The organism is Pseudomonas sp. DNDY-54 (assembly GCF_019880365.1).
Taxonomy (GTDB): domain Bacteria; phylum Pseudomonadota; class Gammaproteobacteria; order Pseudomonadales; family Pseudomonadaceae; genus Stutzerimonas; species Stutzerimonas stutzeri_P.
This window is the reverse complement of record NZ_CP082271.1, coordinates 1,188,805-1,215,476: the sequence shown is the minus strand read 5'-3', so window position 1 is coordinate 1,215,476 and position 26,672 is coordinate 1,188,805. Positions and strand designations below refer to the sequence as shown.

Sequence of the window (26,672 nt, the reverse complement as noted above, 5' to 3'; positions counted from 1 at the left end):
CGAAGGAAATCCCACGAGGAAAAACAGAACAATCAGCCCATGGCGGACAGCCCAACCATGGCGGGCGAATTCTCCCGGTCCGAGGCGATCGCGGCAAGCTGCTGCACACGACCGGCTCTGCAACGTCTCGACATACATGAGCCCGACGAGGATGACCAAACGGTTCAGAGCGGCCCCGGAACGGTCGTCGTGGCCGCTTCGCTTAGCAAAGTCCGTCGATCCTGTCGAGATATGGTGGCGGTTCGCCTTTGCGTATACTGCGCCGATGTTTGCCCAAACCGCGTTCCGCAAGCGCTGCACCTCCTGGTTGCTGGCGACCGGACTCCTCCTGATGCTTAGCAGCTGCGCTGAACCGCCCAGCGCGCTTGAGCGTATACAGGAGGAAGGCGTACTGCGCGTGATCACCCGTAACAGCCCATCTACCTATTTCCAAGACCGCAACGGCGAAGCCGGCTTCGAGTACGAGCTGGTCAAACGCTTCGCCAGTCATCTCGGCGTCAAGCTGCAGATCGAAACCGCGGACAGCATCGAAGACATCTTTACCCGTTTGAACCGCCCGGGCGGTCCGACCCTGGCCGCGGCTGGCCTGGTTGCCAGCGAAGGACGCAAGAACATTGTGCGCTTCACCCAGCCCTACTTGGACGTCACCACGCAAGTGGTTTATCGCCGGGGGCAACGTCGACCGACTCAGCCCGAAGACATGGTCGGCAAGCGCATCCTCGTCCTCAAAGGCAGCAGCCAGGCGGAAAAGCTTCGGTCGTTGCAGGCCGAGCTGCCGGATCTGCGTTTTGAGGAATCCGACGCCGTCGAGGTGGTCGACCTGCTACGCATGGTTGATGAAGGCCAGGTTGATCTGACGCTGGTGGAGTCCAACGAACTGGCACTCAACCAGGTGTATTTCACCAATGCCCGGGTGGCATTCGATTTGGGCGAGCAAAACAGCCTGTCGTGGATCATCGGTAAGGACGAAGACGACAGCGTGCTCGAAGCCGCGAATCAGTTTCTCGATTTGGCCCGGGAGAACGGCACGCTGCAACGATTACGCGAGCGCTATTACGGCCACGTCGACGTGCTCGGCTACGTTGGTGCGTACGCCTTTGCCAAACACCTGCAGCAGCGCCTGCCGCGCTATGAAAAGGTCTTCCGGGAAACGGCCAAGGCACACGGCGTTGACTGGCGGTTACTGGCGGCGATCGGCTACCAGGAATCGCATTGGCAACCTGAGGCCACCTCGAAAACCGGCGTGCGCGGCCTGATGATGCTGACCCTCAATACCGCTAAAGCCATGGGCGTGACCAACCGCCTTGACCCGGTCCAGAGCATTCAGGGCGGCGGCAAGTACATTGCCCGAGTTCACGCCAATCTGCCTGACAGTATCAAGGAGCCGGATCGGACCTGGTTTGCCCTGGCCGCCTACAACGTTGGCGGGGGCCATTTGGAAGATGCGCGCAAACTGGCCGAAGGCGAAGGGCTGGACCCAAACAAGTGGCTGGACGTGAAACAGATGCTGCCACGCCTATCCCAAAAGCAGTGGTACACCAAGACGCGCTACGGTTACGCGCGCGGCGGCGAGCCGGTGCACTTCGTCGCCAACATCCGCCGCTATTACGACATCCTGACCTGGGTAACCCAACCGCAGATGGAAGGTCAGCAGTTGGTGCAAAACGAGATTCATATCCCCGGCATCAACAACACCGACCTCGGCGAGATCCTGCCGCCGCTCTGACTCATCTTTGCGAAGGTCAAGGCCGCCCGATCGATGCGAAGCATCCTCCGGTATGCTCGGCCAGCGCCTGCGCTGCCAACTCCACCTCGAGCCCTCTGCGCCCCGCGCTGACATAGATGCTCGGCTGCGTCTGTGCCGAGCTGTCAATGAACGTCCGCAACCGCTTCTTCTGGCCCAGCGGGCTGATACCGCCCACCAGATAACCCGTTGCGCGCTGCGCTGCCATCGGATCAGCCATGTCGACCTTCTTCACCTTGGCCGCTTGCGCCAGCGCTTTCAGATCGAGGCTCCCGGCGACCGGCACCACCGCCACCAGCAACTCGTTCTTTTCGCTGCAGGCCAACAACGTTTTAAATACCCGCGCGGGCTCAAGGCCAAGTTTCTCGGCCGCTTCCAGTCCGTAAGAGGCGGACTTCGGGTCGTGCTCGTAGCTGTGGATGTGATGCTCGGCCTTGGCCTTTTTCAGCAGATCGATGGCAGGGGTCATGACAGAACGGATCGCGGGAATGAGACCGCTACAGTAGCCAAAAACAAGACAGCCCGCACGGGGTGCGGGCTGGCATGTTTTGCTTGGCGTAATGCACGACTCCGAGAGGCGACTCAGGCCACCTTTGCTCGCTGTGCGGTACGTAGCTGCCGCGCGGCAGCAACCATATTAACCAGCGCCGCCTCGGTCTCCGGCCAGCTGCGGGTTTTCAAGCCGCAGTCCGGATTGACCCAGAGCCGCTCGGCCGGGATACGCTCGCAAGCCTTTTCCAGCAACTGAACCATCTCACCGGTATCCGGCACCCGCGGCGAATGGATGTCATACACGCCCGGGCCAATGTCGTTGGGATAGTCAAACGCGCGGAACGCTTCAAGCAGCTCCATCTGCGAACGCGACGTTTCGATGGTGATGACGTCGGCATCCATCGCGGCGATCGACTTGATCACATCGTTGAACTCGCTGTAACACATGTGGGTGTGGATCTGCGTTTCGTCACGCACACCGCTGGCACTCAGACGAAACGCCTCAACTGCCCAGTCGAGGTAGCCTTGCCACTGAGCCCGGCGCAACGGAAGACCTTCGCGAAACGCCGCCTCGTCGATCTGTACGATTCTGATGCCCGCCGCCTCGAGATCGCAGACCTCGTCGCGGATCGCCAACGCCAGCTGCCGGGCCTGCTGCTCACGACTGAGATCGTCGCGTGTGAATGACCACATCAGCATGGTCACCGGACCGGTCAGCATGCCCTTCATGACTTTCTTGGTTTGCTGCTGAGCGTAACGAATCCACTCCACCGTCATCGGTGCCGGACGGCTCAGGTCACCATAGATGATCGCCGGCTTGACGCAGCGCGAGCCGTAGCTCTGCACCCAGCCAAAACGTGTGAACGCGTAACCGTCGAGCTGCTCGGCAAAATACTCCACCATATCGTTACGCTCGGCCTCGCCGTGCACCAGCACGTCCAGGCCCAGCTGCTCCTGTACCGCCACCGCATGACGGATTTCCGCCTGCATCGCCTCGGTGTAATCACTCAGCGCGAGCTGACCTTGCTTGAAGGCCTGACGCGCCAGGCGGATGCCCGGCGTCTGGGGAAAGGAGCCAATGGTCGTGGTCGGGAACCTCGGGAGATCGAGCCGCGCGCGCTGCTTGTCGATTCGCTCAGCAAAGGGTGACTGACGGTGACTATGGCGCGGCTCGATTGCAGCCAAACGCGCCTGCACTTCGGGTTTGTGGATACGCGGCGATCGCGAGCGAGCAGCCTGTACCGCACGGCTAGCACGCAACACATCCTGTACCTGTTCATCGTCCGGAACGTTCAGCGCGCGCGTCAGTATCGAGACTTCTGCACACTTCTGTACGGCAAAGGCGAGCCAGCTTTTGAGCTCAGCATCCAGCCGATCCTCTCTCGCCAGGTCGACGGGTGTATGCAACAGCGAACAGGAAGGCGCCAACCATAACCGCTCGCCGAGCCGCTCGGCAGCATGACGCAGCACGTTCACGGCGCGGTCCAGGTCGCAGCGCCAGACGTTGCGGCCGTCCACCATGCCAAGCGAAAGGACCTTATAGGCCGGCAGTCGATCGAGAATGACCGGGTACTGCTCCGGCGCGCGTACCAAATCGATGTGCAAACCATCCACTGGCAACGAGACGGCCAGGCCCAGATTGTCTTCCAGACCGCCAAAGTAGGTCGCGACCAGCTTCTTCAACGGCGCACGCTGTAACAGGTTGTAGGCGCGCTCGAAGGCATTCTTCCAGTCCTGAGGCAGATCCAGTACCAGAATCGGCTCGTCAATCTGTACCCATTCGACGCCCTGCGCCGCCAGTCGCTCGAGCACCTCACCATAGACTGGCAGTAGCCGGTCGAGCAGCTCCAGCTTGTCGAAGGCCTCGCCCTTGGCTTTGCCTTGCCAGAGGTAGGTCAGCGGGCCAATCAGTACCGGTTTGACCGCATGCCCCAGCGCTCGCGCTTCCTCGACCTCCTCAAACAGCTGCGTCCAGAACAGCCCGAATTGCTGATCCGCGGTGAACTCGGGGACGAGATAGTGATAGTTCGTATCGAACCACTTGGTCATCTCCTGCGCCTGCGCGCCGCCACAGCAACCTTTAGTGACCCCGCGCGCCATGGCGAACAGGGTATCCAGGGTGGGTACGCCATCCTCGGGGCGGAACCGTTCGGGAACCACTCCGAACATCAACGAGTGTGTCAGTACTTGGTCGTACCAGGCGAAATCTCCCACCGGCAGTAGATCAATGCCGGCGTCAGCTTGTAGCTGCCAATGCGCGGCGCGCAGCTGGCGTCCGATCTGCCGGAGCTCATCCTCGCTCAAGTCGCCCTTCCAGTACGCTTCGAGTGCCTTTTTCAGTTCACGGTCGGCGCCGATGCGCGGAAACCCCAGGGAATGAGCGACAGCCATAACAATCTCCAATTCGTTTCGCTTTTGATTGGTAGATTGTCGGGGCCATCGCCGAGTGAGACAACCTCATGTTATTTGTCTTAGCTATCAAATCTATTCATGTTGGACCTTTTGCTGCGTCTGTTCTCTAACTATCAGACGCAGCGGGGAACAACGGATGATAGGTGAGCAACAGCCGCAGAATCTCAGGTCGCTTCTCGACCAGCTTGGACACGCAGGCGAACCCGACGGCCCCGTTACCATTGACGACATGCTTGAAGCGACAGGCTACCGCAGCTTCGGCGCGCTGCTGCTGGTACCGGGCTTGCTTGTTTTCTCGCCACTGTCGGGCATCCCCGGCTTGCCGACGTTCTTTGCCGTGATGGTGGGGCTGATCGCGCTTCAGTTGCTGATCGGACGTAATCACTTCTGGTTGCCTCGCTGGCTGCTTCAGCGCTGCGTGTCACGCAGCAAATACCGTCGCGCCCTAGCCTTCCTCAAGCGTCCGGCCAAACAGATCGATCGCCTGCTGCGACATCGGCTGACATTCCTCACAGAGGGCGTCGCGGTGTACGTCAACGCGCTGGTATGTGTACTGATTGCCGCGACGATGCCACCGCTGGAACTGATCCCGTTCGGCAACTCCCTCGCCGGCGCGGCGCTGAGCTGTCTCGGATTGGGCATGATGGCGCGCGACGGTGCATGGGTGCTCATAGCCTTTCTGGCTCTGTGCGCCCTGGCCTATCTGCTGAGTCGTATCTGGATGTGATACGCGGGTGCAGTGGCTGACTTACACATCTGCTTCGACGATTCGACAACGGGCATCTCGCTGGGACACACTTGGCCATCACAATGAGCGATGTTCAAGACGCCGATCTCTTTGGCAGCACTCGAAATCCCGCCTTGTTAACCGAAGCAGCAGGAAGTCCGCCGCATGCTGGAAATTCGTCACCTGAAAACCCTTCATGCGCTGCGCGAAACTGACAGCCTCGTCGAAGCCGCCGAACGCTTGCATCTCACTCAGTCCGCCCTGTCGCACCAGTTCAAGGAGCTGGAGGAACGCCTGGGCGTCCAGCTCTTCGTGCGCAAGACCCGCCCGGTTCGCTTCACCAGTGCCGGTTTACGCCTGCTACAGCTGGCGGACAGCGTGCTGCCGCAACTGCGCAGCGCTGAACGCGACCTCGCCAGGCTGGCCGGTGGTACTGCCGGACGCCTGCACATGGCGATCGAGTGCCACAGTTGCTTTCAGTGGCTGATGCCGACTATCGATCAGTTCCGCGATGCCTGGCCGGAAGTCGAACTGGACCTGGCGTCGGGGTTTTCCTTCGCACCGCTGCCGGCTTTGGCCAGGGGAGATCTGGACTTGGTTGTCACCTCCGATCCGGTCGAGCTGCCCGGCATCACCTATGTGCCGCTGTTCACCTACGAAGCGCTGCTGGCCGTCGCAAATCAGCACCCACTGGCGAACCGGCCTTACGTGCGGGCCGAAGACTTGAGCAGCGAAACCCTGATCACCTACCCGGTAGAGCGCGACCGCCTCGATATTTTCACCCGTTTCCTTGAGCCCGCCGACATCGAACCCGCGCAGGTTCGTACCTCGGAACTTACCGTGATGATGATGCAGTTGGTGGCCTCCGGTCGCGGCGTGTGCTGCGTGCCGAACTGGGCACTGCATGAATACAGCACGCGCGGCTACGTCACTGCCAAACGGCTCGGCGAGAAAGGCCTGTTCGCGACGTTGTTTGCCGGCATTCGGGCCGACATGCTGGATTCGCCCTTCATGCGCGACTTTTTGCTGACCGCCAAAGACACCTCGTTTGCTACGCTCGAAGGCGTCAGCGCAGCGTCGAAAGCGAAATGACTCAGGCCTGCCGGTAGGGCAGTGCGTCGCACGCCGCCTCGGCATAGCGCAGCACGCCCGCCCGCTCCTGCTGGAGAAAGTCGCTGACCGCAGCACGCAACCCTGGATGCTCCAGGTAGTGCCAGGAGCGCGTGATCACCGGTTCGAAGCCCCGGATCAGCTTGTGTTCGCCCTGCGCACCGGCATCAAACCGAGGCAAGCCCGCGGCAATTGCTTGGTCGATGCCCTGATAGAAGCAAGTCTCGAAATGCAGCCGATCGAATTCGGCGAGGCAACCCCAGTAGCGGCCATACAGCCCGCATGCGTCCATCAGGCTGAATGCCATCGCCACTAACCGGCCACCCTGACGGGCGAGCACCACGCGGATCGCTTCCGGCATACGCTCGGCCAGCAAACTGAAAAAGCTGCGCGTGAGGTACGGCGCCTGGCCACGCACGTGATAAGTGTTGGCATAGCACGCATAGACGAAATCCCACTCTGCCTCGCTGAGCTGGTGGCCTTCGCGCCAGTCGAATTCGATCCCCTGCCCCACCACCTGCTCGCGCTCCTTTCGCAGCTGCTTGCGTTTGCGCGACGTCAGCGCGTCAAGGAAATCCTGGAAATCACGGTAGCCGCGGTTGTGCCAATGAAACTGACAACCGATGCGCTCCAGCCAGCCTTCGCGCGCGTGCAATACGGCGTCGGCGTCCGGCTCGGTGAAGTTAACGTGCAGGCTGGAATGCCCTTGCGCGTCAAGCTCGGCCGTGAGCTGATCAAGCAACCGCGCCGCCGCCTCGCGATCACCGAGTAGCCGTGCGCCGGTCACTGGAGAGAACGGCACCGCGCAGAGCAGCTTGGGGTAGTAGTCGATGCCGGCGCGATGACAGGCGTCGGCCCAGGCCCAATCAAACACGTACTCGCCGTTGGAGTTGGTCTTGCCGTACAGCGGTAGCGCGGCGATCACGTCACCCTGCGCATCACTGAGGACCTGATGATGCGGACGCCAACCGGTGCGACCCCCGACGCTGCCGCTGTCTTCCAAAGCGGACAGGAAAGCGTGCCTTAGAAATGGCTGAGGATTATCGGCAAGCAATGCATCCCAACGAGCGGGATCGATATCGGCAAGGCGGGACAGGGTCTGAATAGGCATGCGCGCCAGTCTGGCCTGTAACCGGGACGAAAAAAAGCCCCATAAACATGGGGCTTTATAAGGAGCATCGCGAGCGTAGCGGTGTTGCTTAGAAGACGTATTGGGCGCGCAGGGAAATGGCGTCGCCGTCGTCGTCGCCATTGGCGTTGACCACGTCATCCACACTGGTCTTCAGGTAGTTGGCGGAGATCTTTACCGCCTCGTTGGCATACCAGTTGACGCCGATGGTGTGAGTCTTCGCGGCGGCCTCGGCACTGTCGACCGTCAAGCCGGCCACTGGCACGGCGCCACCTTCACCAACCGGCAACATGGCCGTTTCGTCAACCGTGATGTTGTCGTAACGGTAGAAGACCTCCCACGCGCCGAGTTGCTTGTTCTCGGGCTTGATCTTGTCGAACTTGCCGCCATCAAGCTTGTAGCTGCGTGACTCACCGGTAAGTGTGTAGGCGAGCTGGACGTTGTAGCCGGTGGCTTCCAGATCGTTGTCATTGCCGTTCAGCGCGGCGTCGCCATCCGCGTTGCGGGTGAGGTACTCGCCCTGGACGGAGAATGGGCCGATCATGTACGCCGCTTCGAGGCCCCAGGCCTGGTCAGTGCCGTCAAGCGCGGCGCCACCAAACAATGCGCGGTTACCATTCGGGCCGTCTTCGGTGGTGCCGCGGACCGACAGGCGCGATTCGATTTCTTCTTCAAAGCCCGCTTCGACCTCACGTGTAGCGAAATTCAGGCCGAAGTGCAGCACTTGGTCATCTTGAACGATCGGCGCGACCACACCACGAGCGATGAAGGAGGTGTTGTTCTGGCCATCTTCATCCTCGTTTCCGCTCTGACGGTATCCACCGATCTCACCATGGAACATGCCTGCCGTTGCGCGCAACCGGATGCCTTCGCCGTCTTCATGGCTATTCAGCCAGGGCGCCAGGTCATACATGGCCGACCGCTCGATCGCAGTGATCCATTTGGAACTGACCGCTTCTTCCAGACCGAAAGTCGGGTTGATGCGGCCTATCGATAGTTGCACGGGCTTCCAACCGTTGTAGTGGATCGCCAGTTCATCCCAGCTGCTCGAGCTGTCGCCGAAGTTGCGGTTGAACGTATAACCCCAGTCGGTAAAGGCCACACCCGATATCTCGATACGTGCCCGGCGGAAATAGGTCTCGTCAGCACGCTCACCGTTTTGGGTGTAGAAACCATCGAAGCTGTCGGCATCGGCTTGCAGACGACCGTTGATCTTGAAAGAGAACTCCTTGTCCGTCGTTCCTACTTCCAGACCACCCTTGGTCTTGATCATGATATCGGCGCCATCGGTGGTGACGGTGCCGGCGAAAGCCTGGGCGGAAACGGCCAGAGCGAGGGCGCTGGCGGCGAAACCGGCGAAGTGCTTACGGATCATCAAAATTCCCCTTAAAGGTCAGCGTTGGTGAACACAGGAGGCTGGCTCTTTGTGCTGCGGGAATCTTGGCCAGCCGGTGTGTCAGTCAAGTGGCTGTTCGATAAAGGTTTTATTACACAAGGAACTAAAAGGACGGCCGCTTATCGCAGCAGTGCACAAGCCCTCCGTCTGCTTTGGCCGCCCACCGCGCCTTCCGGAGTGAAAAACAGGCACAAAAAAGGCGGACCTAAGTCCACCCTTTTGTCGTCGCGCGGCGATCAGTGCTTGCGCAGAATCACGCTGCCTATGGAGTAACCGGCGCCGAAAGAGCTGAGCACGCCCAGGCTGCCGCTGGGCAGATCATCCTGATGCTTGTGAAACGCAATGACCGAACCGGCTGAACTGGTGTTCGCATAGGTATCCAGAATCACCGGCGCCTCCTCCGGGCTCGCGTCACGGCCGAGCAGCTTGCGCACGATGAGATGATTCATGTTCAGGTTGGCCTGATGCAACCAGAAGCGCTTGACCTGACCGACTTCAATATCATTTTCCTTCAGGTGCTCACCGATTAGCTCAGCCACCATCGGGCAGACTTCCTTGAATACCTTGCGGCCTTCCTGGACGAACAGCTTGTCCGGGTTGGTCATGTATTCCTCGGCAGTACGGTTGAGGAAGCCGAAGTTGTTGCGAATGTTGTTTGAAAATTCGGTAACCAGCCGGGTGCTGACGATATCCCACTGATGGGCAGACGTGGCCTGATCGGCGCGCTCGACGATGACCGCCGTGCACGCGTCGCCGAAAATGAAGTGGCTGTCACGGTCGCGGAAGTTCATGTGGCCTGTACAGATTTCCGGATTGACCATCAGGATCGCCCGCGCCTGGCCCAGCTGAACCGAGTTGGCTGCATTCTGGATACCGAAGGTGGCCGAGGAGCACGCCACGTTCATGTCGAAACCGAAGCCTTTGATGCCCAGTGCGGCCTGTACTTCGATCGCAACCGCCGGGTAGGCGCGCTGTAGATTGGAACAGGCAACGATTACGCCATCGATATCGGCGGCTGTCTTGCCGGCGCGCTCCAGCGCTTGCTGGGCGGCTTTGACCGACATCTCGCAGAGAATGGACCACTCGTCGTTGCTGCGTTCCGGGATGCGAGGAACCATGCGGTCCGGATCCAGGATGCCGGCTTTGTCAGTGACGAAGCGGCTCTTGATGCCGGACGCCTTTTCGATGAACGCCGAGCTGGATTCCGGCATTGGCTGGACATCACCCGCTTCGATCGCTGTCGCATTCTCATCGTTGAAACGACGTGAGTAGGTGTTGAAAGACTCAACCAGCTCATCGTTGGAAATGCTCTGGGCAGGGGTGTAAAGGCCGGTACCGCTGATGACGACGTTATGCACAGTCGTTCCTCTCGAATATTGGCTGATCATAGTCGGGCGTCGGAACAGGAGCGAAGCCGGCCAACGCCGATGCGATCGTTCATGCCGCGTCTGTTTATATGGCGGCTATTGTGCACGAAAACCTAACAGAATCTGCAGCGGCGCCTTGAAAAGGCAGACAAAACGATCACAGCGTGAGAACGCCGTCATCGTTGTTCGCAACCGCGCGTAACGACCTGGAATCAGATGCCTCGACGCACGCTGCGCGCCGGCCAGGGACGGCTATCGGTTATTCTTGCGACTCCACTCAGCAGGACCGTCCAATGAGAGACCCACTTGCGGAACTGATCCGCCTGATCAGCTCCGGTTGCATGAGCGACGAAGAGATCACCCGACTCGCCGATGAAGCGGCTCAGGCGTATGCCGACCCGCAGGGCTTTCTTCAGGCCAATCCGGACATCATTTACGATGATGACTTCCCCATTCCCTTGGGTGAATGGATGGTCGTAGGTAGCCTGCCGGATACCGTGCTGTTCCAGGCCGATGATTACCAGGCATTGTTCGAGCAGATTCTCGGCTCGTTCGGTCCGGATGTTCCCTTCGTGCTCAAAGCCAAGCAGCTTGCCAAGACCGAACCGTTGAAAGCGCTCAACCGCATCCAGACACAGCTCAGCAGCCTTTATCCCGAGAAAGGCGGTTATGTACTGGTGGATTTCAGCGAGCCGCTGGACGACGAATTACAGGCTGTTCTCGTCTACACAAGCGATCTGGATCGGGTCATGGCGCTCGCGGTCGAGATCGGCATTTATGCCGCGCCGGCGCTGGCGGCATTACAGGCTGAACAAGGGCGATAGCTCGCCACGCGCTGTTCGGTTTCGCGACTAGCGCCGCCGCAGGGGTTCGAGCAAGGGTGACAGGCCGTTATGGTCGATCTCCTGCATCAAAGCGAGTAGCTGTCCAAGCTCACCTGGCGGGAAACCGACCCGGGCGAACCAGTTCAGGTAATTGCCCGGCAGATCGGCGATCAGGCGCCCCTTGTATTTGCCGTAGGGCATCGTTTGGGTCACCAGGCGTTGAAGGTCTACGGGTTTCATGGCTGCCCTTCGATCGAGGAGCGCGAATACTGCCATAGCCTGACAAGGACGGCAGCTCGCTTCGGCTGGACCGTTTCGTAATAAAGCTGGGAACGACACAAACCGGGCGCATCTAAAGCCTTTCGCCATCCCCCGTCAGCCCGCGGTGCAGCTGGCGTCTATGTTGCGCCGAGCCTTGCTAGAAATTTCCTATCGCCGTGATAGACCGACGCTATTTAGCAGACGACCTCGTTTGGCTCTAGGCCTTCTGTACGACCCCGTCGATACAGGAATCCACCAATGAATGCGTTCGCTCGCTCCTGCTTGGCCTTCGCGCTGGGCACCGCTCCGTTTACGCCCGTCGTGCATGCCGCCGAGGGCGACAAGCCAACCAGTTACAGTCCGGTCGTTATAACCGAGCATTTCGAGTCGATCATGCAACGCATGTCCGCCGACAAGCCCGCCATCCTTGAGAAACACATGGTGCTGCTGAGGGACCGCTATGACCTGGGCGACAACCCGGCGGAAGGCGTCACCATGGCTCGAGGCAAACCGATACAAACCGGCGTGCGCGTCAAATTGGCGGACGGTAGCTGGGCCGAACTGGCGCAATTGAGCCCAGAAGAAGTCCGCGAGCAACAGCGCTTCCCAGCCGGATTCATGCCGTTGCCGCACCCGAACCATCCGGAAGGCGGGATGGTTTTCCCCCAGTTCCACATTGATGAGGTCAACGAAATCGAGGGCCGAGACCTGACGCGCTTTGACTTGGATTTCGATCTGCCCGACCACTTTTTGCCGGAGTTTCCGCCACCGATCTATCTCACCACGCGCCCCGATCTTGGCGACGTCTCGCAGGGCAAGCTGGTGAACATCCGCAATTACTTCGAGCTGTTCAACGGCATTCTCAACCCCAAGCAGCTCGAAGGGCTGAGACTGCTTGTGTCGACCTTCCCGCAACAGCAATTCAATGCCACCGACGACCGACGCAGCGAGCATCCACACACGGGCGTCGCCTGCCTGGACTGCCATGCCAACGGCCACACCAATGCTGCCACTCACCTGGCCGGTGATGTTCGGCCGCAAAAATTTCGCCACCGCATCGACACGCCAACCCTGCGCGGTGTGAACGTGCAGCAGATTTTCGGCTCCCAGCGCGCACTGAAGACGGTAGAGGATTTCACTGAGTTCGAGCAGCGTGCCGCCTATTTCGACGGTGACATCGTGATGGCCGCGAAGAAGGGCGTGAACGTGCTTGAGCGCGGCAGCCAGGTGCACTTCATGGGTGAATTTCAGGCGCTGCTGGACTTCCCGCCCGCGCCTAAACTCAACGTCGAGGGTCGGCTTGATCCGGCCAAGGCTACCGAACAAGAGCTGCGTGGAGAGCAGGTCTTTCATGGCAAGGGGGCCTGTGCAGGCTGCCATGTGCCGCCCTACTACACCGATCACCTCATGCATAACCTACAGACCGAGCGCTTTTACGCGCCTCAGGAGTACCACGGCGTCATGGCCGTGGGAGACGGACCGATCAAGACCTTCCCGCTACGCGGCATCAAGGATTCGCCGCCGTACCTGCACGACGGTCGTCTGCTGACGCTGGATGACACCGTGGAATTCTTCAATCTGGTGCTGCAGCGTGGCCTGACTCAGGACGAGAAGGCCGATCTGGTGGCTTTCCTGCGCACGTTGTAAACAGGTTCTGACGGGTAATTAACGCGCGCTATTCCGCGCATAGCGATTGTCATGGCGTCTTTTGTCTTTTCGCTTGTCACAATCCCCACGCGCCGACGAATTCGTCGGCGCTCTGTCTCAATCAAGGAACCGTCGCATGACCAAGCCTGCCCAAACCAAGCCCGAACTGGACGATGCCGCCCTGGCCTTCGCTGAGCAGGTCTTCGACAGTACTCGCAAAGGCGACGCCGCCCGCCTTGCCGACCTGCTCGGTCGCGGGCTACCGGCGAATATCCGTAACCACAACGGTGACAGCCTGCTGATGCTCGCCTCTTACCATGGCCATCTCGACGCATCCCGCGTACTACTGGAACACGGCGCTGACCCGCAATTGCGCAATAACAAGGGCCAGACACCCCTGGCCGGCGCTGCCTTCAAGGGCGACTTGCCGATCATCAAGCTGCTGGTCGAACACGGCGCTGATGTCGAAGGCGCATCGCCGGATGGCAAGACCGCGCTGATGATGGCGGCGATGTTCAACCGCACCGAGATCGTCGAGTACCTGATTGCCAAAGGCGCGAACCCACATGCGGCTGACAGCAACGGCGCGACACCACTCGCCGCCGCAGCCATGATGGGCGCAACAGATACCCATGCACTGCTGAGCCGGATCGACAGCTGAGTAGCTGTCGCAGCTGCTTCGCCACGGGCCGCGAAACCTGCGTCCCGTGACGCGTCGTTGAACCATCGCGCCATCCTTCGCTCTTTGTGTACTGATCCGAAGCGGTCTGCCTCCCCTTGCTGTAGTGGTCTACTGATCCCGGACACCGATTTAGGCGAAAATCTTGCCGATAGAGAGATGTCTGATGAGCAAGCAGCGACGTACTTTTTCCGCCGAGTTCAAACGAGAGGCTGCGGCTCTGGTTTTGGATCAAGGCTACAGCCACATCGAGGCGTGCCGTTCACTGGGTGTGGTGGATTCCGCTTTGCGCCGATGGATCAAGCAGCTCCAGCAGGAGCGCAGCGGTATCACCCCGCAGAGCAAGGCGCTCACTCCTGAGCAGCAAAAAATCCAGGAGCTGGAAGCCCGGATCAACCGACTGGAGCGGGAGAAAGCGATTCTAAAAAAGGCTACCGCTCTCTTGATGTCAGACGAGTTCGAACGTACGCGCTGATAGACCAGTTGAGTGAGCAGGAGCCGGTAGACATGGTCTGTTCAGTGTTTGAAGTAACCCGCTCGTGTTATTACGCCCACCGTGCCCGGGGGCATCGCATTGATGCGCGTCGCGTGGCCCTGCGTAGCCAGGTCAATCAGCTATTCAGCGAGAGCCGTGGAGCTGCAGGCAGCCGCAGCATCTTAGGCATGATGCGGGAGGATGGCGTGGTGATCGGGCGTTTCCAGGTGCGTAGCCTGATGCGTGAGCTGGGGCTCGTCAGCAAGCAGCCCGGCTCTCATGCCTACAAGCAAGCGACGGTGGAGCGGCCCGACATTCCGAACCTGTTGAACCGCGAGTTCACTGTCGAACGCGCCAACCAAGTCTGGTGTGGCGACATTACCTACATCTGGGCACAGGGCCGCTGGCATTACTTGGCGGTGGTGCTGGATCTACACGTGCGCCGCGTTGTCGGCTGGGCATTCTCCGAAAAACCCGATGCGGAGCTGGCTGCCCGTGCGCTTGATATGGCCCATGAGCAGCGCGGTAGGCCGCAGCACGTGATGTTTCACTCCGACCAGGGCAGCCAATACGCCAGCCGCCTGTTCCGGCAGCGGCTGTGGCGCTACCGCATGCAGCAGAGCATGAGTCGACGCGGCAACTGCTGGGACAACGCGCCGATGGAACGGCTGTTTCGCAGCCTGAAGACAGAATGGATACCGTCGACGGGCTACATGACAGCCAGAGAGGCGCAGCGGGACATCAGCCATTACTTGATGCATCGCTATAACTGGTTGAGGCCTCATCAGGCCAATGCCGGACTGCCGCCCGCTGTAGCCGAAGAAAAACTTAACCCACTGTCCGGGATGGCTTGACCACTACATGCACAACGTGCACGGGGTAATCGCGCCCTTCCCATACCCGCCTTTCACCCCATCGTCCGAGGTCGACCATGACGGCGCACGCCCACCCGCCGACACCGCGCTTTTCGCCGCGCGCCATCCTGCTGATCGAACTGGCCCTCGCCATGGGCGGGTTTGCCATCGGCACCGGCGAGTTCGCCATCATGGGATTGATGCCCAACGTGGCGCAGGGGCTGGGCATCAGCGAGCCGCAGGTCGGCCACGTGATTAGCACCTATGCGCTGGGCGTCGTGGTCGGAGCACCACTGCTGGCGATTCTCGGCGCACGGCTGTTTCGTCGCCATTTGCTGCTGCTTCTGATGAGCTTTTTCGCGCTGGGCAACTTCGCCAGCGCCATGGCACCGGACTACCACTCCCTGATGGTGTTCCGCTTTATTGCCGGCCTGCCCCACGGCGCCTACTTCGGTGTGGCAATGTTGGTGGCCGCCTCGATGGTGCCGGCCGATCAACGGGCCAAAGCGGTCAGCCGCGTGCTGGCTGGCCTAACGATCGCCATTCTGATCGGCAACCCCACCGCGACCTGGCTGGGGCAATGGTTGAGCTGGCGCTGGGCGTTCGGCTTGGTCGGGATGGTTGCCTTGCTGACTGTGCTGCTGGTCGCCCTCTTTCTGCCACTGGACCGCAGCGAGCCCCGCAACAACCCGATGCGCGAACTGCGCGACTTCAATCGAAAGCCGGTGTGGCTGGCGCTGGCCATCAGCTCGATCGGCTTTGCCGGTATGTTCTGCGTGTTCAGCTATCTGGCACCCACGCTGCTCGACATCAACGGTGCCAGCGAGAAGTGGATCCCGGTGGGCCTGGCCGCGTTTGGGCTTGGGGCAATCATCGGCAACCTGTTCGGCGGCTGGCTGTTCGACCGGTTGGGCTTCAAAGCAATCGCCTGGCTGCTGCTCTGGAGTATTTTCGTCCTGCTGATTTTCCCCTTCGCCACCCATTCGCTGTGGACCCTCCTGCCCGCCGCGTTTGCCGTGGGCACCATGGTTTCGCTGTCGCCTGCGCTGCAGACACATTTGATGGATGTTGCGGCCGATGCACAAACCCTTGCGGCAGCCTCCAACCATTCAGCGTTCAACGTCGCCAATGCGCTCGGCCCGTGGCTGGGAGGGATGGCGATCAGCGCGGGGCTTGGCTGGTCCTCCACCGGGTACATCGGCGCCGCCACCGGTGTGATCGGCCTGTTGGTGTTCTGGTGGGCCTGGAACGTACGCAACGACGATGACAAGACGACAAGCGCCGCCGTCGCGTGCGATTGAGCGCCGTCCGGAAGCCCGTGATCGGATGCGCTGACGTTTGCGGAACCGCTCAACCCCAGCCCCTGGCCAACCCGCGAACGACTGCCCTCGCGACGTGACCCGCGGCGGCAGCACAGCGCAACGCTGCAATCTGCCGTAATGACTTGTCGTCGCGAGCCGCTTGCACGCGCTGCCCGCTGAACGCTCAATGTCCGCTCCACAGGAGGTGCTCCAACCGCATGCCAAGATTGCCGATTTTTCGCACCCGGGCTCGTGCCCTGTCATCACTCGTTGTCGCTGCAGTGCTGGCTGTACTCCCGGTTGGCTGCTCGATGCTCGAAGAGAAAGAGCGTGAGCTGGTGTTTCGGATCGAGCCGGGCACCGCGAGTTGGTATCGAGGGCTGCCCAGCGAGGTGGAGGAACTGGTGCTAAGCACCCCTGAATTCGGGGACGCCCAAAAGATTCACGCCTGGTGGTGGCCCGGCGAGCAGGCCGATGCACCAGCGCTGCTCTACCTGCACGGCTCGCGCTGGAACCTCACCGGTCACCTGTTCCGGCTGGAACAGATCCGCTCGCTGGGCTTCTCGGTGTTGGCGATCGACTATCGCGGCTTCGGTCAAAGCCTTGGTGAGCTGCCGTCCGAAGCCAGCGTTTATGAAGATGCACGCATCGCCTGGGACCACCTGAAGACGCTCCAGCCCGATGCTGCCAAACGGCTGATTTACGGACATTCCTTGGGCGGAGCCGTGGCGGTGGACTTGGCCGCCGAGTTGGGCCGTAAAGCGGACCGCCAGGGCGAGCCACGAGAGGCGCGTGCGCTGATCATCGAGTCGACCTTTACGACCCTCGCCGACATCGCCACGGAGGTCGCCGACACCTCGTGGCCGATCCGCTGGCTGGTGTCGCAGAAGTTCGACTCCATCGACAAAATCGATGAGGTCGGTATGCCGTTGTTGCTGGTACATGGCACTCATGATCAATACGTACCCGCACGCTTCAGCGAAGAGCTGTACGCCGCGGCACGACAGCCCAAACAACTGCTGCTGGTAGAAGGCGGCAACCATAACAACGCGATGCGTGTGGGTCGCCCGGCCTACGCCGAGGCCATCCAGCAACTGCTATCGCAGCCGACAGATCGACAGGCGAGTGGCGATACCACCACCCTCGAGACGGCCGACACCAAGGGCTGACGACTCGACCCCGCTCAGGCCGTTCGCACAGCGCTCAGCAGGCCTTGCGGTCGGTCGAGTCGCCCGGTTGCGACGTCCAGGGGTTTCTGCCCTCGTCTATCCAAGCCAGGGTGGCCTGCCAAAAGCCCGACCGGTGACGCTCGTGGAACAGATCAAAATGCCCTACGCGCACCAACCCCAGTCCGTCCGGGCTGAGGCGCACATGCTCGCAGTGGCTGTTCTGGTAATAGCTCAGTCCGCGCTCGATGGCAGCTAAGGTGCCGTATTCATCGTCGCTGATGCTCACCGCGAGGATGGGCGCACGGATCGCGGCAAAGCGTTGCACCACCTCGTCACGCTCATGGACCGGATAGCTGTGTTCCAGCCGCGCCCGGCGAAAAGCCCACTCCCGCGCCACGCCGGCGGGCAAATCTTCCAGCCAGCCCAGCCGTCGCCCCGGAAAATACCCGCATAGCGCCGTCACCGTCGGCATGAACAGGTGCCATTTGACGAACATTTTCCAGCGCTGCGGGGCAGCGTAGTCCCGCCAGTAGGCGAATTGCGCGCCCACGCTGAGAAACCGATCGACCTGAGTCGCGGCGGTGGAAAAGCCCGGCAGGAAACCACCGATACTGTGCCCGACCGCGACCAACAACCCCTCCGGGTCGCGCGCACGCATCCAGCGCACCGCCGCGTCGAAATCGTAATCGCCCCAGTCACGCCAGCGAATGCTGACGTCACGCAAACTCGGGGGCCGCGACCCGCCGATGCCGCGGTAATCGTAGGTCAGCACGGCGTACCCCTGATCACGCAGGAAAGCGGCATAGCGCGCGTAATAGCGCGCCAGAACGCCGGTCGCACTGCTGACGATCACAGAGCCGCGTGCGTGACCGTCGGGCAGCCAGAGTTGCGCGGCGAGGGCATAACCGTCGCGACAGTGGAGAAGGATGTGCTCGGGCATAGGCGGTCGTCGGTCAGTGGGTCGGTTACAACCTTGCCCGCAGATGTCAGCTTTGGCCAGCGCCTCACGCTAGATAACGCGCCATGCCACATCACCCATCTCAGCGCACACGCCACGTCGTTGCCGCCGAAGCACACAACCTCACGTTGGCCCAATCGTTAACGAAGCCCGAAGCGGAACGGTCACGTTGCGCTTGTTGTCATTGCAAAACACCGTTGCGTGCCGCCCTTCCTGGCGGCACGCGGCATTATCCGTGCCACCGCTATCAGGGATTTCATGCGTATTCTGTTGGTTGAAGACGATCCGATACTCGCGCTGATTGCTGCCTCAACCCTGGAAGAGGCAGGCCACCACATTGTCGGTCCCGCTTATGGTGACCAAGACGCGCTGCGACTCGCTCAAAGCCAGTGCGCTGACATCGCGCTGGTTGACATTAATCTTGGCGGGCAAGATGAAGGCGTATCGCTCGCGCGCGACTTGCTTGAGCGGTACGGCATCGCCTCGGTATTCATCAGTGGCCAGCTCGAGGCGGCACGCAACAACGCCGACGCCGCACTAGGCCTGTTGCGCAAACCCTACGAACCAGAAGATCTGGCACGGTGTGTTGCGGTGGCGCACGCTATGCTCAACGGCTGCACGGTGTTGCCGACGCCCTTGCCGGCTTCACTGGAGATCTTTTCCCCTCGATACGCCAGCGATCGCACAGGAGCAGGAAGATGAGCCAGACGGATGGAAGCTCCGGTGAACTGCGGGACGGGATGGGCGAGCGCGAATTTCGCGAGCTGGCGGATAACGCTCCGGTAATGATCTGGCGGTCACGCACCGACAAGCTCTGCGACTGGTTCAACAAGCCGTGGCTGGACTACGTAGGCAAGCCGCACGAGCAACTGTTCGGCTATGGCTGGGCGGAGGATGTTCATCCTGATGATTACGACCGCTGCGTAGCCATATACAACAATGCCTTCGATGCCCGAGAGGCATTCACCATGCCCTACCGTCTCCGCCGTCGCGATGGGGTGTATCGGTGGTTTCTAGATAACGGAGCGCCGTTTTTTCGCAACGGGGAATTCGCCGGCTACTTCGGCAGCTGCATCGATATCACCGAGCAGCGCGAACTCGAAGAGCACCAGCGCGTCCTGCTGGCCGAGCTCAACCATCGGGTAAAGAACAACCTCCAACTGATTATCGCCTTCCTTCAGATCTCGAAGAATCGCGCCAGCGGTGAGGAAGCCAAGACTCTTCTGCAAGGCGCCATCAGCCGCATCCAAGGTGTGGGTGCAGTGCAGAACGAGCTGCACAAGTACACCAGCGGGGTCGTCGACCTCGCCGAGTACCTGCCCGACTTGGCGCGCAGCGTATTGCGTATCGAGAGTGGAGAAGAGGCCACCCTGCTGACCGAAGCGCAGTCGGTCAGCGTCTCGTTCCAGACTGCGTCCAATCTCGGGCTGATCGTCAACGAGCTCATCATCAACGCCATCAAGCACGGCATGGTGAATCGGGTCCACCTTACAATCCGGCGGCTCGAGCCGGGGATGGCTCAGGTCTGCGTGGCGGATCAGGGACGCGGTTTCAGCGAAGCCGAGCTCACCCCCAGCGCGTCCAGCAACAGAGCCAAGGGGATGGCGCTGGTTGATGCGCTCGCGCACAGCTGCAACGCAACCGTGACGCGCAGCAATAACAACGGAGCCCAAGTCGCCATTCGCTTCCCCGCTGAGTGACGCCCGTCGAACGGGACGCCGGCCCAGCGGTCCATGTCACGCACGGGATGGCGTTGTAATAGCGCCCGCTCCGCACCATGTCTGGTTCCACTCAACCGCTCTGCTCGCCGCACCTTGGTTGCGGTGCAGCTGCTTTTCGGAGTTTCCCCATGCAAAGCGATCAGTTGATCGTATTCGCCGTGCTGGCTGCGACCTTGGGCCTGTTCGTGTGGAATCGCTGGCGCTACGACATCGTCGCGCTCGGTGCCCTGTTAGTCGTCACCCTTGCCGGCATCGTGCCCCCCGAGCAGGCCTTCATGGGCCTCGGGCATCCGGCTGTCATTACGGTCGCTGCCGTGCTGGTGCTCAGCCGGGGCCTGCTCAATAGCGGCGTGGTCGATTCCCTGGCACGGCACCTGACCAAAGTTGGCGATAAGCCGTGGGTGCAGGTGCTGACGCTCACCGCGATCGTCGCACTGTGCTCAGGGTTCATGAACAACGTCGGCGCGCTGGCACTGTTCATGCCGGTGGCGGTGTGGATGTCACGGCAGAGCGGCCGTTCGCCTTCCTATCTGTTGATGCCGTTGGCCTTCGGATCGTTACTCGGCGGCACCCTGACACTGATCGGTACGCCCCCCAATATCATCATCGCCGGCTATCGACGCGAAGTCGGCGAAGCGCCCTTTCGCATGTTCGAGTTTCTTCCGGTGGGTCTGGCAATCACGGCGGCTGGCGTGTTGCTGATCACCTTGCTCTGGCGGTTGATACCACGTCGTGAGAACCAGGGCAGTGACCAGGAGTTGTTCGAGATCAGCGCGTACCTGACCGAGCTGAAGGTTCCGGCGCAGAGCAAATACACCCGCCGCACGCTGCACGAGCTGATTGCCGCGGGCGGCGACGAGGCGGAGGTCATGGTCATCGCCCTGGTGCGTGAGGGTCACTATCAGGCCATGCCCTCAATCTACGAAGTGCTGCGCGACGAGGATGTGCTGTTGGTCGAGGCCGACTCCGACAGTCTCAAGCGATTCCTCGATGTGACGCATCTGGAGCTCGCCGCAGAAGCCGACAGCAAGGCGGAAGCGCGCGAGAAAGCCGAACAGGAAAAACAAGCGGAAAAGAACGGCGATACGCTCGCACAGCCCGACGCCAACGAATCCAAAACCGATCGCCACAAGGAACGCGCACTGGCCGAGGCCATCGTCACGCCCGGCTCATCGCTGATCGGTACAACGGCGACCGGCCTGTCGTTGCGCGAGCGGTATGGCATGAATGTCCTCGCCGTCGCACGTCAGGGCCAGCGGCTGCGGCAACGCCTGGGCAAGATCCGCTTCGCCGCGGGCGACATCTTGCTGTTGCAGGCCCGCGAGGATCAGCTGCAATCGACGCTCAGCAACCTCGGCTGCCTGCCGCTGGCCTCGCGCGGCCTGCGCATTACCGCGCCTCGCCAGGTGCTGTTGGCGAGCAGCATCTTCGCCGTCGCGTTGGCGCTGATCGCCGTGGGCGTCATGCCGGCCGCCATCGCGCTGGTGGGCGCCGCGATGGCAATGATTCTTGTCGGGTTGGTGCCCACCGGTGATATCTACAAGAGCATCGACATGTCGATCATCGTCCTGATTGCGGCGATGCTGCCGATTGGCGAAGCGCTTGAAACCACAGGCGGCTCTCGTCTGATCGCGGACGCGTTGTTGGAGATCGGCCAGTCAGCTCCGCCTGCTGCGACCGTGGCGATCCTGATGGCGGGCGTGATGCTGTTATCCAATGTGGTCAATAACGCCGCCGCTGCCGTGCTCGCCGCGCCCGTGGCGATCAGCCTGTCACGCGGCATGGAGGCCTCGGCCGATCCATTGCTGATGGCGGTGGCGATTGGTGCGTCATGCGCGTTCCTCACGCCCATCGGGCACCAATCGAACACCTTGGTAATGGCACCCGGTGGGTACCGCTTCGGTGACTATTGGCGGCTTGGGTTGCCGCTCTCGGCGCTGGTCGTGCTGGTCGCCGTACCGGTCATTCTTTGGGTCTGGCCGCTGTAACGCACAGCGGGTCGGCTTGACGTCGGCCCGTCGCTCTGCGATCAGCGATCGTTGAGTGCCCGCAGTAAGGCCTTGTGGAAAACCTCCGGGGCCTCGACCTGCGGCGAATGCCCCAACTCGGGGAACGGCACCAGCGTCGCGTTGGGGATCATGGCGGCAGCGCGTCGGCCGAGTTCGGGGTAATTGCCCAGCCGCTGCGCGACCTCCTTCGGAGCACGATTGGCCCCAGGCGCGGTGCGATCCTTGCCTCCGATGAGCAGCAGGGTCGGTACGCTCAGCTTGCTGAATTCATGGATCACCGGCTGAGTGAACACCATGTCGGACGTCTGCGCTTGGTTCCAGGCGACGATGTCCTTGCCCTCCCCGGCGTACATGCCAGCGAGCATATTCACCCAGCGGTCGTAGCGCGGCTCCCAGTTGCCGTTGTAATAGAACGTCTGCTGATAGGCCTTGATCTTGTCGAAGTCAGTGCTCAACTCGCTCTGGTACAGCTGATCGATGGGCGCATAAGGCACGCCTTCAGCCTGCCAGTCTTCCAAACCGATCGGGTTGACCAGCACCAGTTGATCGACCATTTGCGGATGATTCAGGGCAAACCGTGACGCCAGCATGCCGCCCATTGAATGGCCGATTAACGTGGCCTGTTCGATGTCCAGCGATTGCAGCAGGGCCTGCGTGTTGTGTGCCAGCTGCGCAAAGCTGAACTGGTAGGCCGCAGGTTTGCTGGACTTACAAAAGCCGATCTGGTCTGGGGCGATCACGCGATAACCATTCTGTGCGAGCACCGCAATGCTCTGTTGCCAGGTCGCCGCGCAAAAATTCTTACCGTGCAGAAGTACGATTGTTCGCCCGTTGGCCTTGCCCTCAGGCGGTACGTCCATGTACGCCATCGACAAGGGTTGCCGCTGAGACGAAAACTCAAAATGCATGACGGGATGGGGGTAGTCGAACCCCTCGAGATGGGGGCCGTACGCGGGCGACTCTTGCGCCAGCAATGCCGGGCTCAGGGCAAACCCGGCAACGAAGATCACGGATGAGATGGCCTTATTCACGCATTGACTCCTTACCGGCGACTGCTCGGCGGTGTCGGCGCAAGGCGCTGCGCATCGCAGGCGGCCGGCGACCGAACACAACGGTTGTGCCTAGATGGGAGCGAGAAACCTGCGCGAGGTTCGGCGATGCCAGCTCAAGAAATGTTTCGCCGTTGTTCGGCCAATAGCGAAGGACGATCGCCACTGACCGGTGCAGGCCGAGCCCTACTTCGCGTCAACCTGTTGAATATCGAAGCCGATGCGATTGTCCGCGCTGATCCGAAACTGCAACGTTTCGCCCGTCGCGACACGGGCGGCCTTCTCGCGCAGCAAATTGCCCTTACCGCATAGCGTGTCATCTTCCGGGTCCGACTCGATGCTGACGATGCGCATTCCAGCAGGCACGTGCAGACGCACCTGCTCGCCAACATGGATACGGGCTGCAAGCTTGCGATCGACCATCACTGCCACATAGCAGCCACCACCGCGGACGCCGAAGTCACGTGTTACCACCACTTCGCCACCGTTGGGCACGGGCATCTGATATCCGCGCAAACGGTCCTCCGGCACCGGCTTGATGTCTTCGGGTGCCGCCTGCCATGACGAACAGCCGCCCAGCGCCAATAGCGGGATAAGTGCAAGGAACATGCGCATGAGGGGATCTCCAGTCAGCAAGCGAAACGGCGATGGTACGTCAGCTTGCCGCGCGCCGCGCCAATTGATAACGACACCGTTCACGCCCCCTCGCCCTTCCCGGGAGAGAGTTGGGGTGAGGGGCCGGGGCCGAGCGAACACGTAAACACCAAAGCCACCGCCATGCCCTAAGCAGTCGTCGGTCTATCGGGTCGAAATGGGATGGCTGCTGCCTGGATAGGGTCTCTCCTCCTCCAGCCCACCATGCCGATCGTACACTTCGACCGAGGCGGTCTTGCCCTCCATGAAGGTATCGAGCTCAGTGAACATCTCGTCCTTGGTAAGGGTGCGCAGCACTGTTTCCTGGGATTGCGTGTCGGTGAGTTCCCAACCCATGGGGGTCGGATTGACGTGAAAGGTGTCCATAGCGCTCTCCTTATGATGGCCCGCGCTCAAGCGCGCCGGTGGTGCCGATAGGCTGGCGTGATCGGTACGCGCCGGTTCGTTAGCGATCGCTCTTATCCACGATCATCCGTTTCGCCTTCGATCTCACTGTCATCGAAATCCGGATCCTCGCCCGGCTCTTTTTCGCCGCTGTCGGTCATGGTGATATCCGGCGACTCCTCGGCAGGATTGTCGTGCTCGGTTTGATCTGGACGGCTCTGGCTCATGGTGACCTCGCTGTAGGACGCAAGACGCGCTAGGTATTGGAGCCGCATTGGCTCGACGGCGTTCGCTGACCCGCTTGCCGGCGGTCCGATGGCGACGGCTGCCGGGAAATCTGCTGCGCCTCGCCAAGTTGCGATTGCAGCCGCAACAGGACTCCACCACACTGCCGGCAATCCCACCTGTGACCGGAGTTGATCCCATGCCTGCTGATATCCAACCCACGCGCGACAGTATTTTGGCCGACCCGGATGCCCTCAGCTGCACCATCTACCGTGCCCATGAAACCGATCCCGATGGCGAAGAGCGGGATATGGGCGACGCCCGCGTCATCATCACCGGCCAGTTCGAACCGCCGCAGGATTGGGACGCCAAGGCGCGTGCCGATTATTTTGACGGGATGCCCGAGGACGCCTTCTTCACCGCCGTGTTCGCCAGTGAACATGGCTCCGATTCCAAAGGCTATTTCACCGTCGAGGCCGACGACTACGCTGCGGTGACCGAGCAGGACGGCACTATTTCAATGTTCTACGTCTGCGAGCGCCTCGAAGATGGCACCTTCGTACTGCTGCGCGAAGAAGACGAAGACGACGAGTAAGCGGCACGTCAGCGGGTTTCCGAACCCGCGCATCTCTGCCCGGGTCTGTCTGGTATAGGCAGATCCGGTGCTCCCTCTCCGATAGGCCTGAGCACCCTCCCCATCCGCCGCACCTGAAAAGAGGAATCTCATGAGCCCTCTGCATCGCCGCTGGCAATCACCGGTTTCCCGCATGAAGCTGGTCGCCGGCCTTCTCCTGATACTTGCCGCATTGCTCTATATCGTTGCGACCGCCATGGAGCCGCGCCATCCGGTCTGGGGTTATGTCGCCTCGTTCGCCGAAGCCGCCATGGTCGGCGCGATTGCCGACTGGTTCGCCGTCACCGCCCTGTTCCGTCATCCGCTGGGCCTTCCGATTCCGCACACCGCGATTATCCCGCGGAGCAAGGCGCGCATCGGCCGCAATCTTTCCACGTTTATCACCACGCATTTTCTGTCCACACCGCTGGTCCTGGCCAAGCTCGAAGCGCTAGACCTCGGGGGTCGCCTGGCCAACTGGCTGCGCCATCCGAGCAATGCCGAGGCAGTGGGGCGTCAACTAACGGGTATGGCGCGATTCGGCGTGGATTCGCTGTACGACGAGCGTGTGCAAGCCTTCGTGCAAAGCAAGTTGATCAAGCGGGCACAGCAGGTTGATCTGGCGCCGGTCTGCGGTCAAGTGCTTGAAATGCTCACCCGGCAAAACAAACACCAGGCGATGCTGGACGAAGGGCTGCTCAAGCTTGATGCCCTTCTGCAAGATGACGATACCCGCGCATTGGTGGCCGATGCGATCACCGCTGAGGTTCGTACCCTGCGCTACTTGGGTCTCGGCAAAGCGGTAGGCGGTTGGTCGGCCAACAAGTTCGTCGACGGCATCTCGGCAGTGATTGCAGAAATTGCCGGAGACCCCGAGCACCCGCTGCGCGAGCGTTTCGACGAGCACGTCGCCGAATACATCGGTCGCCTCAAGCACGACCCGGCCTATCGGCTAGAAGTCGAGCGGATCGTCGCGCAGCTGCTTGACCATCCCGCCACCGCCGAATACATCCAGACGCTTTGGCGCGAGCTGACCGACTGGCTGCGCGCCGACCTGGACAGCCCGGACTCCCGTATCGGCAGGCGCATCGTCAAGCTGACCCAGGGTCTCGGTGATTCCCTGGCGGCGGACGCCACCATGCGCCACTGGATCAACGAACAGCTGATGGCTGCCGCCCCGGCGATGCTGGAGCGCTATCGCGGCAAGATCGGACACTACATCGCGCAGCGCGTGGAGAACTGGGAGAGCCGCGAACTGGTCGAGCAGATGGAACAGAGCGTCGGTAAAGACCTGCAGTACATCCGGATCAACGGCACCCTGGTGGGCGGCCTGGTCGGTCTGGTGCTGCATGCACTGACCCAGTTAGCGGCCGGCTAGGCACAATCGGCTAAGTCAGCATTCCGCAGGCACCCGCTGTATGGCCGCGGTCGCCACCACCGCGGCAGATGCCGCTTTTTCGCTTAACCCGCCA

25 protein-coding genes are annotated in these 26,672 nt (G+C 61.2%); 14 read left to right on the top strand and 11 right to left on the bottom strand.

The features are described from left to right. Positions 1 to 265 precede the first annotated feature (265 nt). On the top strand, positions 266 to 1,726 hold the full coding sequence (gene mltF / locus K4O48_RS05675) for a membrane-bound lytic murein transglycosylase MltF (RefSeq protein ID WP_222911100.1): 1,461 nt from the start codon (positions 266 to 268) through the stop codon (positions 1,724 to 1,726). A 16-nt stretch (positions 1,727 to 1,742) separates the two neighbouring features. Here mltF and ybaK read toward each other — a convergent pair whose 3' ends face one another. Further along, positions 1,743 to 2,213, bottom strand: a complete 471-nt coding sequence (ybaK, locus tag K4O48_RS05670) for a Cys-tRNA(Pro) deacylase (protein ID WP_222911099.1) — start codon at positions 2,211 to 2,213, stop codon at positions 1,743 to 1,745. Positions 2,214 to 2,326: 113 nt separating this feature from the next. Beyond that, complete coding sequence (metE, locus tag K4O48_RS05665; protein ID WP_222911098.1) at positions 2,327 to 4,627, bottom strand: 5-methyltetrahydropteroyltriglutamate--homocysteine S-methyltransferase; 2,301 nt, start codon at positions 4,625 to 4,627, stop codon at positions 2,327 to 2,329. A 157-nt stretch (positions 4,628 to 4,784) separates the two neighbouring features. Here metE and K4O48_RS05660 point away from each other — a divergent pair, with 157 nt between their 5' ends. Together K4O48_RS05660 and metR are read left to right on the top strand one after the other, a co-directional pair. Continuing rightward, positions 4,785 to 5,375, top strand: a complete 591-nt coding sequence (locus K4O48_RS05660; RefSeq protein WP_222911097.1) for an exopolysaccharide biosynthesis protein — start codon at positions 4,785 to 4,787, stop codon at positions 5,373 to 5,375. A 165-nt stretch (positions 5,376 to 5,540) separates the two neighbouring features. Continuing rightward, a complete protein-coding gene (metR, locus tag K4O48_RS05655) occupies positions 5,541 to 6,467 on the top strand; it encodes a transcriptional regulator MetR (protein ID WP_222911096.1) in 927 nt (308 codons plus the stop codon). A 1-nt stretch (position 6,468) separates the two neighbouring features. On the opposite strand, the gene K4O48_RS05650 is transcribed toward metR, so the two are convergent. The 3 genes from K4O48_RS05650 to K4O48_RS05640 form a co-directional block, all read right to left on the bottom strand. Beyond that, complete coding sequence (locus K4O48_RS05650; RefSeq protein ID WP_222911095.1) at positions 6,469 to 7,596, bottom strand: GNAT family N-acetyltransferase; 1,128 nt, start codon at positions 7,594 to 7,596, stop codon at positions 6,469 to 6,471. An 88-nt stretch (positions 7,597 to 7,684) separates the two neighbouring features. Then, positions 7,685 to 8,989: an OprO/OprP family phosphate-selective porin gene (locus K4O48_RS05645; protein WP_222911094.1), complete on the bottom strand. Its 1,305-nt coding sequence runs from the start codon at positions 8,987 to 8,989 to the stop codon at positions 7,685 to 7,687. Positions 8,990 to 9,246: 257 nt separating this feature from the next. Then, positions 9,247 to 10,368, bottom strand: coding sequence for a beta-ketoacyl-ACP synthase III (locus K4O48_RS05640; protein WP_222911093.1), 1,122 nt, complete (start codon positions 10,366 to 10,368; stop codon positions 9,247 to 9,249). A 302-nt stretch (positions 10,369 to 10,670) separates the two neighbouring features. Between K4O48_RS05640 and K4O48_RS05635 the strand changes: the two genes are divergently transcribed. Then, a complete protein-coding gene (locus K4O48_RS05635) occupies positions 10,671 to 11,201 on the top strand; it encodes a hypothetical protein (protein ID WP_222911092.1) in 531 nt (176 codons plus the stop codon). A gap of 27 nt (positions 11,202 to 11,228) precedes the next feature. On the opposite strand, the gene K4O48_RS05630 is transcribed toward K4O48_RS05635, so the two are convergent. Beyond that, entirely contained in the window at positions 11,229 to 11,441 is a 213-nt protein-coding gene (locus K4O48_RS05630) for a DUF3820 family protein (RefSeq protein WP_222911091.1), read from the bottom strand. Positions 11,442 to 11,720: 279 nt separating this feature from the next. Here K4O48_RS05630 and K4O48_RS05625 point away from each other — a divergent pair, with 279 nt between their 5' ends. The 5 genes from K4O48_RS05625 to K4O48_RS05605 all read left to right on the top strand — a co-directional run bounded on the left by K4O48_RS05625 (position 11,721) and on the right by K4O48_RS05605 (position 17,587). Next, the gene (locus K4O48_RS05625; protein ID WP_222911090.1) at positions 11,721 to 13,109 is read left to right on the top strand and encodes a cytochrome B6; all 1,389 of its coding nucleotides are present in this window, start codon (positions 11,721 to 11,723) and stop codon (positions 13,107 to 13,109) included. A gap of 136 nt (positions 13,110 to 13,245) precedes the next feature. Then, entirely contained in the window at positions 13,246 to 13,770 is a 525-nt protein-coding gene (locus K4O48_RS05620) for an ankyrin repeat domain-containing protein (protein ID WP_222911089.1), read from the top strand. Positions 13,771 to 13,954: 184 nt separating this feature from the next. Beyond that, positions 13,955 to 15,117 (top strand): IS3 family transposase gene (locus K4O48_RS05615; RefSeq protein WP_222911088.1). Its coding sequence is split into 2 segments (ribosomal slippage): positions 13,955 to 14,210 and positions 14,210 to 15,117, totalling 1,164 coding nucleotides; the frame shifts between segments, so codons are not numbered across the junction. 77 nt (positions 15,118 to 15,194) lie between these two features. Further along, positions 15,195 to 16,418: an MFS transporter gene (locus K4O48_RS05610; protein ID WP_222911087.1), complete on the top strand. Its 1,224-nt coding sequence runs from the start codon at positions 15,195 to 15,197 to the stop codon at positions 16,416 to 16,418. A 218-nt stretch (positions 16,419 to 16,636) separates the two neighbouring features. Further along, positions 16,637 to 17,587 (top strand): alpha/beta hydrolase, encoded by a 951-nt coding sequence (locus tag K4O48_RS05605; RefSeq protein ID WP_222911086.1) that lies wholly within the window; start codon positions 16,637 to 16,639, stop codon positions 17,585 to 17,587. A 34-nt stretch (positions 17,588 to 17,621) separates the two neighbouring features. On the opposite strand, the gene K4O48_RS05600 is transcribed toward K4O48_RS05605, so the two are convergent. Further along, positions 17,622 to 18,527 carry an alpha/beta fold hydrolase gene (locus tag K4O48_RS05600; RefSeq protein ID WP_222911085.1) on the bottom strand — a complete coding sequence of 302 codons (906 nt, stop codon included), beginning with the start codon at positions 18,525 to 18,527 and terminating at the stop codon, positions 17,622 to 17,624. 276 nt (positions 18,528 to 18,803) lie between these two features. On the opposite strand from K4O48_RS05600, the gene K4O48_RS05595 reads away from it, so the two are divergent. The 3 genes from K4O48_RS05595 to K4O48_RS05585 all read left to right on the top strand — a co-directional run bounded on the left by K4O48_RS05595 (position 18,804) and on the right by K4O48_RS05585 (position 22,254). Continuing rightward, positions 18,804 to 19,247: a response regulator gene (locus tag K4O48_RS05595; protein ID WP_222911084.1), complete on the top strand. Its 444-nt coding sequence runs from the start codon at positions 18,804 to 18,806 to the stop codon at positions 19,245 to 19,247. Further along, a complete protein-coding gene (locus K4O48_RS05590; protein WP_222911083.1) occupies positions 19,244 to 20,245 on the top strand; it encodes a sensor histidine kinase in 1,002 nt (333 codons plus the stop codon). Before K4O48_RS05595 ends, K4O48_RS05590 begins: the two co-directional genes overlap by 4 nt. Before the next feature lie 149 nt (positions 20,246 to 20,394). Beyond that, the gene (locus tag K4O48_RS05585) at positions 20,395 to 22,254 is read left to right on the top strand and encodes an SLC13 family permease (protein ID WP_222911082.1); all 1,860 of its coding nucleotides are present in this window, start codon (positions 20,395 to 20,397) and stop codon (positions 22,252 to 22,254) included. Positions 22,255 to 22,295: 41 nt separating this feature from the next. On the opposite strand, the gene K4O48_RS05580 is transcribed toward K4O48_RS05585, so the two are convergent. The 4 genes from K4O48_RS05580 to K4O48_RS05565 form a co-directional block, all read right to left on the bottom strand. Then, positions 22,296 to 23,306: an alpha/beta fold hydrolase gene (locus tag K4O48_RS05580; RefSeq protein ID WP_222911081.1), complete on the bottom strand. Its 1,011-nt coding sequence runs from the start codon at positions 23,304 to 23,306 to the stop codon at positions 22,296 to 22,298. A gap of 204 nt (positions 23,307 to 23,510) precedes the next feature. Beyond that, positions 23,511 to 23,939: a 3-isopropylmalate dehydratase gene (locus tag K4O48_RS05575; protein WP_222911080.1), complete on the bottom strand. Its 429-nt coding sequence runs from the start codon at positions 23,937 to 23,939 to the stop codon at positions 23,511 to 23,513. Between the two features lie 183 nt (positions 23,940 to 24,122). Then, positions 24,123 to 24,344 carry a hypothetical protein gene (locus K4O48_RS05570; RefSeq protein WP_222911079.1) on the bottom strand — a complete coding sequence of 74 codons (222 nt, stop codon included), beginning with the start codon at positions 24,342 to 24,344 and terminating at the stop codon, positions 24,123 to 24,125. Between the two features lie 92 nt (positions 24,345 to 24,436). Then, positions 24,437 to 24,589: a hypothetical protein gene (locus K4O48_RS05565; RefSeq protein WP_222911078.1), complete on the bottom strand. Its 153-nt coding sequence runs from the start codon at positions 24,587 to 24,589 to the stop codon at positions 24,437 to 24,439. A 197-nt stretch (positions 24,590 to 24,786) separates the two neighbouring features. Between K4O48_RS05565 and K4O48_RS05560 the strand changes: the two genes are divergently transcribed. Both K4O48_RS05560 and K4O48_RS05555 read left to right on the top strand, forming a co-directional pair. Beyond that, positions 24,787 to 25,182, top strand: coding sequence for a hypothetical protein (locus tag K4O48_RS05560; RefSeq protein ID WP_222911077.1), 396 nt, complete (start codon positions 24,787 to 24,789; stop codon positions 25,180 to 25,182). Positions 25,183 to 25,312: 130 nt separating this feature from the next. Then, entirely contained in the window at positions 25,313 to 26,578 is a 1,266-nt protein-coding gene (locus K4O48_RS05555) for a DUF445 domain-containing protein (RefSeq protein WP_222911076.1), read from the top strand. The last annotated feature ends 94 nt before the right edge of the window (positions 26,579 to 26,672 follow it).